This is a genomic window from Saccharomonospora saliphila YIM 90502 (assembly GCF_000383795.1).
Taxonomy (GTDB): domain Bacteria; phylum Actinomycetota; class Actinomycetes; order Mycobacteriales; family Pseudonocardiaceae; genus Saccharomonospora; species Saccharomonospora saliphila.
Window position 1 is genome coordinate 14,394 of record NZ_KB912654.1, and the last position, 8,634, is coordinate 23,027.

At 70.3% G+C, this 8,634-nt stretch carries 8 protein-coding genes and 1 pseudogene; all 9 read right to left on the reverse strand.

Translation table 11 applies throughout. The annotated features are described in order from the left end of the window. Positions 1 to 311, reverse strand: a pseudogene (locus SACSA_RS22150) (citramalate synthase); the annotation flags it as partial. Between the two features lie 169 nt (positions 312 to 480). After that, entirely contained in the window at positions 481 to 729 is a 249-nt protein-coding gene (locus SACSA_RS0108885; protein WP_019815184.1) for a hypothetical protein, read from the reverse strand. 100 nt (positions 730 to 829) lie between these two features. After that, positions 830 to 1,870 carry a 3-isopropylmalate dehydrogenase gene (locus SACSA_RS0108890; RefSeq protein ID WP_019815185.1) on the reverse strand — a complete coding sequence of 347 codons (1,041 nt, stop codon included), beginning with the start codon at positions 1,868 to 1,870 and terminating at the stop codon, positions 830 to 832. A 402-nt stretch (positions 1,871 to 2,272) separates the two neighbouring features. Then, positions 2,273 to 3,868, reverse strand: coding sequence for a phosphoglycerate dehydrogenase (gene serA / locus SACSA_RS0108895; RefSeq protein ID WP_019815186.1), 1,596 nt, complete (start codon positions 3,866 to 3,868; stop codon positions 2,273 to 2,275). Positions 3,869 to 4,077: 209 nt separating this feature from the next. Then, positions 4,078 to 4,341, reverse strand: a complete 264-nt coding sequence (locus SACSA_RS0108900) for a DUF397 domain-containing protein (RefSeq protein ID WP_019815187.1) — start codon at positions 4,339 to 4,341, stop codon at positions 4,078 to 4,080. Between the two features lie 106 nt (positions 4,342 to 4,447). Further along, complete coding sequence (gene ilvC, locus SACSA_RS0108905; RefSeq protein WP_019815189.1) at positions 4,448 to 5,461, reverse strand: ketol-acid reductoisomerase; 1,014 nt, start codon at positions 5,459 to 5,461, stop codon at positions 4,448 to 4,450. Between the two features lie 89 nt (positions 5,462 to 5,550). Beyond that, a complete protein-coding gene (gene ilvN / locus SACSA_RS0108910) occupies positions 5,551 to 6,057 on the reverse strand; it encodes an acetolactate synthase small subunit (RefSeq protein WP_019815191.1) in 507 nt (168 codons plus the stop codon). Beyond that, positions 6,054 to 6,299, reverse strand: a complete 246-nt coding sequence (locus SACSA_RS0108915; protein WP_019815193.1) for a hypothetical protein — start codon at positions 6,297 to 6,299, stop codon at positions 6,054 to 6,056. Before SACSA_RS0108915 ends, ilvN begins: the two co-directional genes overlap by 4 nt. After that, positions 6,289 to 8,154 (reverse strand): acetolactate synthase large subunit, encoded by a 1,866-nt coding sequence (locus SACSA_RS0108920; protein ID WP_048876587.1) that lies wholly within the window; start codon positions 8,152 to 8,154, stop codon positions 6,289 to 6,291. Before SACSA_RS0108920 ends, SACSA_RS0108915 begins: the two co-directional genes overlap by 11 nt. Between the last annotated feature and the right edge of the window lie 480 nt (positions 8,155 to 8,634).

Consider the following 8,634-nt stretch of genomic DNA (forward strand, 5'->3'; position numbering starts at 1 on the left):
GCGCGCACCTGGGCGTCGTCGGCGGCGCGCACCCCGGGCCTGCGGGTCGAGCCGAAGGCCACGAGCACGGCGTGCTTGCACGGCAACTCCCCGGCGGCCGCGCGGGCGAAGAACTCGGTGTCCGTGGGCAGCGCACCCGGCCAGCCACCCTCGATGAACCCGACGCCGAGTTCGTCGAGCAGCCGCGCCACGGCGAGCTTGTCGGCCACGGAATAGGAGACGCCCTCGCGCTGGGCGCCGTCGCGCAGGGTCGTGTCGTAGAGGTGGAAACGGTCACCGAGCGGGGTGTTCGCGGGTTCCGTGCGGTTCACGGGGTTCTCCTCGGCACAGAGTCCTGTCGGGCGACAGGGTCCGGACAAACAAAAAGACCCCCCGCGGATGCGAGAGGTCTGCGCGCCGGGTGCTCGTGTCGAGCACTCACCCGGCGCGCCGGGGAATCAGGGCGACGCGTGCGGTGGTCACCCGGTCATGGTGACACAGTCAGTCCTGGCCACGGCGCTCGGCCCCGGTCTCGCCGGTGTAGCCGAGATCGTCGCCGGAGATCCGGCCGACCACCGTGTCGTTCTCGCCCGGGCCGGTGGAGGACTGGTTGTCGCCGCGTTCGTCACCCGCACGTCCGCCCGTCGGGCGCGCTCGCGACACGGCCGGATCATCGGCGGCGTCGGCCTCCGGCGCGCTCGACGAGGCCGGTTCGACGCGCCCACGCAGGTTCTGAAGCCATTTCCACATGCCCGAAGAGGTACCCGCCGGCACCGCCCGGAAACAGCCGGCGCGACCTCGGTACCGGCGCCCCGCCGCGGCGGAAGGCCGTGTCGCCGTGGCGGAGGACTCAGCTCATCTGCCGGGCGTTCGAGGACACCAGCGCGGCGAGCCGGTCGCCGATGGCCTGGGTCGTTCCCGGCGAGTTCTGGTCGCGGGTGGCGAGGTCGAAGGCGACCGAGGCCTCGATCCGGCGCGCGGCCTCCTTCTGGCCGACGTGGTCGAGCAACAACGACACCGACAGCACGGCCGCCGTGGGGTCGGCGAGGTTCTGCCCGGCGATGTCGGGCGCACTGCCGTGGACGGGCTCGAACATGCTCGGGTTGCGCTTGGTGATGTCGAGGTTGCCGCTCGCGGCGAGGCCGATGCCGCCGGTCACGGCGCCGACCAGGTCGGTGATGATGTCGCCGAAGAGGTTGTCGGTGACGATGACGTCGAAGCGGCCCGGGTCGGTGACGAGGTGGATGGTGGCGGCGTCCACGTGCGAGTAGGCCACGGTGACCTCGGGGTGCCGCAGTGACTCCTCCTCGACGATGCGCGACCACAGCGAACCCGCGTGTTCGAGCACGTTCGTCTTGTGCACCAGCGTCAGGTGCTTGCGCTCCCGCTGCCGCGCGCGGTCGAAGGCGTCGGCGACGACCCTCCGCACGCCGAACGCCGTGTTGAGGCTGACCTCGGTGGCGATTTCCTGCTCGGTGTCCTTGCGCAGCAGGCCGCCATTGCCCGCGTACGGACCCTCGGTGCCCTCACGGACGACCACGAGGTCGACCTCGCCCGGGTCGGCCAGCGGGCCACGCACACCGGGATAGAGCCGACCGGGGCGGAGGTTGACGTGGTGGTCGAGTTCGAACCGCAGCCGAAGCAGCAGTCCGCGCTCCAGGATGCCGCTGGGCACGCTGGGGTCGCCGACCGCACCGAGCAGGATCGCGTCGTGCTCGCGCAACTCACTGAGGACCGACTCGGGAAGCAGCTCGCCGGTCGCGTGCCACCGGGACGCTCCGAGGTCGTACTTGGTGATCTCGGCGTCCGGCACCACCTCGGCGAGCACCTTGAGTGCCTCGGTCACCACCTCGGGCCCGATCCCGTCGCCGGGGATCACAGCGAGCCGCATCCACACACCTCCGTCAATCAGGCACCCGGGGCAGGGCACCCCTCAGCGGTCGAACTCCAGCGACGGCAGGCTACCGGTGGGCGACAATCCGTCGAAGCACGACCACCCGTACGCCGCAGCGAGCCTGGCGCGCAGTCACTCAATCGTGGCATACCCGCCACGGAGGACGATGGTGCGGCACGCCAAGACGCGCCGCATATCTCACGCCACGAAGCCAGCGGCACGCCAGCCCGAGGCGTCACTCGTTCGCGTGGTCTTTTCGGTCGCGCGAACGGTTCCGGTCTCGCCCGGCATCCGTTCCGGACGCACCGACGACCCCCGGCGCGCCGGCCCGCCCGCGACGGGACCGACGCGACCGGGGGTCGCGCGACGACGGAGACCGATACCGGAGGCCGAATCCGTTCAGTCGAACGTGACCGTCCTGATCATCCGGGCATCGACCGTGGCGCCGATCGGCTCGAGCAGGTGGTTGTCCACGGCCCGGTCCACGCGCAGCAGCATGACGGCGTCGGACCGGTCGGTGGTCTGGCTGATCTGGGCGGCCTCGATGTTCACGCCCGCCTCGCCGAGCACGGTGCCCACGCGGCCCATGATGCCCGGGCGGTCCGGGTACTCCAGCAGCAGCATGTGACCCTCGGCGCGGATGTCGAAGTGCCTGCCGTTCACCTCGATCAGCTTGGGCACCTCTTCCTTGCCGGTCACCGTGCCCGACACCGAGTGCGTGGTGCCGTCGGCGTGCACGGCGTGCACCGTGAGCTGGCTGCGGTAGTTCTGGCTCTCCGGCTGCGTGCTCACGCTGACCTGCACGCCCAGCTCCTCGGCGAGCCGGGGCGCGTTGACGAAGGTGACCTGGTCCTCGACCACGCCGGAGAACACGCCGCGCAGCGCGGCGATCTGGAGCACGCTGACGTCCTCGCCGGACAGTTCACCACCGGCCACCACGGACACCGAGGACGGAGCCTTCGCGCTGAACGCCGAGAGCACGGTGCCCAGCTTCTGCGCCAGCGGGACGTACGGGCGCACCTCCTCGCCGACGGCGCCGCCCGCCACGTTGACGGCGTCGGGCACGAAGTCCCCGCGCAGCGCCAGCAGCGTGGAGCGTGCGACGTCGGTGCCCGCGCGGTCCTGCGCCTCGACGGTCGAGGCGCCCAGGTGCGGGGTGACCACGACCCCCGGCAGCCCGAACAGCGGGCTGGAGGTGGTGGGCTCCTCGGCGAACACGTCGATGCCCGCGCCCGCGACCCGGCCCTCCCGGACGGCCTCGGCGAGTGCGTTCTCGTCGACGAGCCCGCCACGCGCCGCGTTGACGACGAGGACACCCTTCTTGACCTTGGACAACGCGGCCGCGTCGAGCAGGCCCTTGGTCTCCGGGGTCTTGGGCAGGTGGACGGTGATCGCGTCGGCGCGGCGGAGCAGCTCGTCCAGCGACACCAGTTCGACACCGATCTGCGCGGCGCGCGCGGCCGAGGCGTACGGGTCGTAGGCGATCAGCTCGGTGTCGAAGGCGGCCAGGCGCGCGGCCACGAGCTGGCCGATCTTGCCGAGGCCGACGATGCCGACGGTCTTGCCGTTGAGTTCGACGCCGGTGTAGGCGGAGCGCTTCCACTCGCCGCCCCGCAGGCTCTGGTCGGCCGCGGGAACGTTGCGCGCCACCGACAGCAGCAGCGCCACCGCGTGCTCGGCGGCCGAGACGATGTTCGACGTCGGCGCGTTGACGACCAGCACGCCGCGCTCGGTGGCAGCGGGGACCTCCACGTTGTCGAGCCCGACGCCGGCGCGGGCCACGACCTTCAACCTGTCGCTCGCGGCCAGGACCTCGGCGTCGACCTTGGTCGCGGACCGGACGAGCAGCGCGTCTGCCTCCTTGACCGCGGCGAGGAGGGCAGCACGGTCGGTTCCGTCCACATGCCGGACCTCCACCTCGTCACCGAACACGCTCACGGCGGAGTCGGCGAGCTTCTCGGCGAGGAGAACGACAGGCTGGCTGGAATTGCTCACAATGCGCCTTTCGTCGGATTGGGGTCATTCGCAGACGCGCTCGGACAGACACGACGTTGTGCCCGCGACGCACGCAGTCTAGTCCCGCAGACCTGCGATTCCACAATCCTTGACGGCGGTGACACCGCCCTCCGGTCCGCACGGGCGCCGTCGTAGCGCCCGGCCCGGCGCCACTTCCGCACCGGCTCTCGAACCGCGATCGACCCGCGTCAGAGCGCCTCGGGAAGGTCGAACTCGCCGTCTCGGGCGCCGGCGAGAAAGGCGTCCCATTCGGACGGTGTGAAGACGAGCACAGTCCCCTCCGGGTCACACACACGGCGCAACGCCACGTAGGTCGTGGTGTCGCCGTCGGTGACGAACGCGAACTCCACCGTGCCCGTCGCCGGGCGCAGCCGCCGCCAGCGGGCCGACCGCAGGTCGAGCCGGTCACGCACGCCCGACTTGTCGTCGACGGCCGGGTTCTCCTCGATCATGGGGGGCCACGGTAGAGCACCGGTGAGCCGGAGCACAGCGCCACCGCACGGGAACGACCCCCCGGTGGCAATACCGCCGAGGGGTCGTTCACGGTGCGTATCCGCCTCAGGCGGTCTCGGTGATCGGGCGGTCCACCCAGGACATGAGCCCGCGCAGCTTGCGACCGGTCTCCTCGATCGGGTGCTGCTCGCCCGCCTGTTGCAACTTGCGGAAGTTTGGGCGGTCGGCCTCGTCCTCGCCGACCCATTCGCGGGCGAACGTGCCGTCCTGGATCTCGGCGAGAATGGCCTTCATGTTCTCCTTCACCTCGGGAGTGATGACCCGAGGACCGCGCGTGAGATCGCCGTACTCGGCGGTGTCGGAGATGGAGTAGCGCATCCGCGCGATGCCGCCCTCGTACATCAGGTCCACGATCAGCTTCAGCTCGTGCAGGACCTCGAAGTAGGCGATCTCCGGTGCGTAGCCCGCCTCGGTGAGCACCTCGAAGCCCGTCTGCACCAGCGCCGAGGTCCCGCCGCACAGCACCGACTGCTCACCGAAGAGGTCGGTCTCGGTCTCCTCGGTGAACGTCGTCTTGATGACACCGGCGCGGGCACCGCCGATCGCGGCCGCGTAGGACAGTGCCAGCGCCTGCGCCGCCGAGCTGGGGTCCTGCTCGACCGCGATCAGGCACGGCACGCCCTTGCCGTCGATGAACTGCCTGCGCACCAGATGCCCGGGCCCCTTCGGAGCGACCATCGCGACGTCGACATCCGCGGGCGGCTTGATCAGCCCGTAGCGGATGTTGAAGCCGTGCCCGAAGAACAGCGCGTCGCCGGGAGACAGGTTGGGCTCGATGTCGGCGGTGTAGATCGCCCGCTGCTTGGTGTCCGGGGTCAGGATCATGATGAGGTCGGCCTCGGCGGCCGCCTCGGCGGGCGTGACCACCCGCAGGCCCTCGTCGGCGGCCTTGGCACGCGACTTCGACCCCTCCGGCAGACCGATCCGGACGTCGACACCGGAGTCCCGCAGGCTCAGCGCGTGCGCGTGGCCCTGGCTGCCGTAGCCGATGACGGCGACCGTGCGGCCCTGGATGATGCCGAGGTCGGCGTCGGCCTCGTAGAAGATCTCGACTGACATGAGGGGTGGTACTTCCTTTCGATGTTGGTTGCGGATCGTGTACCGCGCGTGCGGGCCCCGGCTCTCGCGCCCGGCATCGGCGCGGCGCGTCAGCGGGTGGAGGTCGCCGTGATCGACCGGGCTCCGCGTCCCACGGCGACCATGCCCGACTGCACCAGTTCGCGCACGCCGTAGGGCTCCAGCATCCGCAGTAGCGCGCTGATCTTGTCGCTGGTCCCCGTCGCCTCGATGGTGACCGCCTCGGGCGAGACGTCCACCACCTTCGCGCGGAAGAGCTGCACGGTCTCCAGGACCTGGCTACGCACCGTCGCGTCGGCCCTGACCTTGACCAGCAGCAGCTCGCGCTGCACCGAACTGCCCGGGTCGAGTTCGACGATCTTGATAACGTTGACCAGCTTGTTGAGCTGCTTGGTCACCTGCTCCAGCGGTAGCTCCTCGACGGCGACCACGATCGTCATGCGGGACACCTCCGGGTTCTCCGTGGGTCCCACGGCCAGCGACTCGATATTGAAGCCACGGCGGGAGAACAACCCCGACACCCGGGCGAGCACACCGGGGACGTTCTCCACGAGGACGCTCAGCGTGTGGTTGGTCATGGCCGCTCGCGCTCCCTTCCTTGTTCAGCACGCGGAAACGCCCCCGCGGCACAGGCAGTCTCGATCACACTGAACACTTCCAGCCCGCGCGGGTCGTCAGCGTTCGCCACCGAACTGAACGCCTCCTCCCCGCGCGGGTCGTCAGCGTTCGCCACCGAACTGAACGCCTCCTCCCCGCGCGGGTCGTCAGCGTTCGCCGTCACCCTGAACGCTTCCTCCCCGCGCGGGTCGTCAGCGTTCATGCGACACCTCGTCGTCGTCGAACAGCGGGCGAATCCCGCGCGCGGCCATGATCTCGTCATTGCTGGTCCCGGCGGCCACCATCGGCCACACCTGGGCGTCCTTGCCGACGACGAAGTCGATCACGACGGGGCGGTCGTTGATCTCCATCGCCCGGCCGATCACCTCGTCGACGCCGTCCTTGGTCTCACACCGCAGTCCCGCGCAGCCCATCGCCTCCGCCATGAGCGCGAAGTCGGGGATGCGGTGCTTGTGCGTGCCGAGGTCGGTATTGGAGTACCGCTCGGAATAAAAGAGATTCTGCCACTGCCGCACCATGCCGAGGTTGCCGTTGTTGATGACGGCGACCTTGATGGGGGCGCCCTCGATGGCGCAGGTGGCCAGCTCCTGGTTGGTCATCTGGAAACAGCCGTCGCCATCGATGGCCCACACCTGCTTGTCCGGGGTGCCGAACTGCGCGCCCATCGCCGCGGGCACGGCGAACCCCATCGTTCCGAGGCCACCGGAGTTGATCCACGTTCCCGGCCGCTCGTAGCGGATGAACTGCGCCGCCCACATCTGGTGCTGGCCGACCCCGGCCGCGAACACGGCGTCCGGCCCCGCCAGCGCGCCGATCCGCTCGATGACGTACTGCGGCGCCAGCGTGCCGTCCTCGGGCCAGTCGTAGCCGGCGGGAAACGTGGTGCGCCACGAGTCGAGCTGGGTCCACCAGGGCGTGAGGTCGGTCGGCTCCTCCTCGTCGGCCTCCGCCCGCACGGCGGCCACCAGATCGCCGATGATCTCGGCGCAGTCACCGACGATCGGGACATCGGCCTTACGGTTCTTGGAGATTTCGGCAGGGTCGATGTCGGCGTGCACCACCGTGGCCTCGGGGGCGAACGACTCCAGCCTTCCGGTGACGCGGTCGTCGAACCGGGCGCCGAGCGCGACGAGCAGATCGGCCCGCTGCATGGCCGCCACGGCCGCCACCGAGCCGTGCATCCCGGGCATGCCGAGGTGCTGGCGGTGCGAGTCCGGGAACGCCCCGCGCGCCATGAGCGTGGTCACCACGGGGATGCCGGTCAGCTCGGCCAGCTCGCGCAGCTGCTCGGTGGCCTTGGCCTTGAGCACCCCTCCGCCGACGTAGAACACCGGGCGCCGGGCCCGCGCCATCAGCCGTGCGGCCTCGCGGACCTGTTTGCCGTGCGGGCGCAGCGTCGGGCGGTAGCCGGGCAGGTGCGTCTCGGGCGGCCACGCGAACGACGTCGTCTCCTGGAGCACGTCCTTCGGGATGTCCACCAGCACCGGGCCGGGCCTGCCCGAGTTCGCCAGGTGGAACGCCTCCGCGACGACCCTCGGGATGTCGGCGGGGTCGGTGACGAGGAAGTTGTGCTTGGTGATGGGCATCGTGATGCCGCAGATGTCGGCTTCCTGGAAGGCGTCGGTGCCGATCAGGGCCCGGGTCTGCTGACCGGTGATGGCGACCACGGGAACCGAGTCCATGTTCGCGTCGGCCAGCGGGGTCACCAGGTTGGTCGCCCCGGGGCCCGAGGTGGCCATGCAGACCCCGGTCCGCCCCGTGGCCTGCGCGTACCCGGTCGCGGCGTGCCCGGCGCCCTGCTCGTGCCGGACGAGCACGTGCCGCACCTTGGTCGAGTCCAGAAGCGGGTCGTAGGCGGGCAGGATCGTGCCGCCGGGAATGCCGAACACCACGTCGGCACCGACCGCCTCCAGCGAACGCACGAGCGACTGCGCGCCGGTCACACGAACGGGTGTTCCTACCGGCGGAGCGGGCTTCGGTCGTGCTGACTGGCCGGGCGACGCCGTACTCGGTGTCGACCCGGCGTTCGGTTCCGATCGCGGGGTGGCGCTTGTCATCGGTTCTGCCTCATGGGTCGTCGGTGCGTGTTTCCAGGGAATCCAACGGTGTTCGAGTCTTCGCGTGTGATCTTCGCTTGTGGCACGGTCGGTGCGACGGCGGCGCACATGAAAAAACCCCCGCCGACCATGGAAGGTCGCACGAGGGTCGCGCGTCGACGCAGGGCGGCTTTCCCTACGCGCCGACGCGCGAGGGAAGTACGAGAACCAGCTGCGATGTCACGGCGTCGACGTTAATCGCCCACAGTGAGCAGTGTCAACTGTGCGGGAAGGTGATCCCGGATACTGGACCGTCCGATAATGGGACGGCCCCGGGTTCGACGGGGCGCGACCAGCGGTGCACCATCGATGTCGTGGGCACACTCAGGCAGGACGACGCGACCACCGCCCGCTCCGGCGGTTCCGGGGCTCCGAGCGAGGCCGAGGTCCCCGGTGCCGCGCAGGCGCCGGACGAGGCGCGCGCCCCGCGCGATCCCGCAG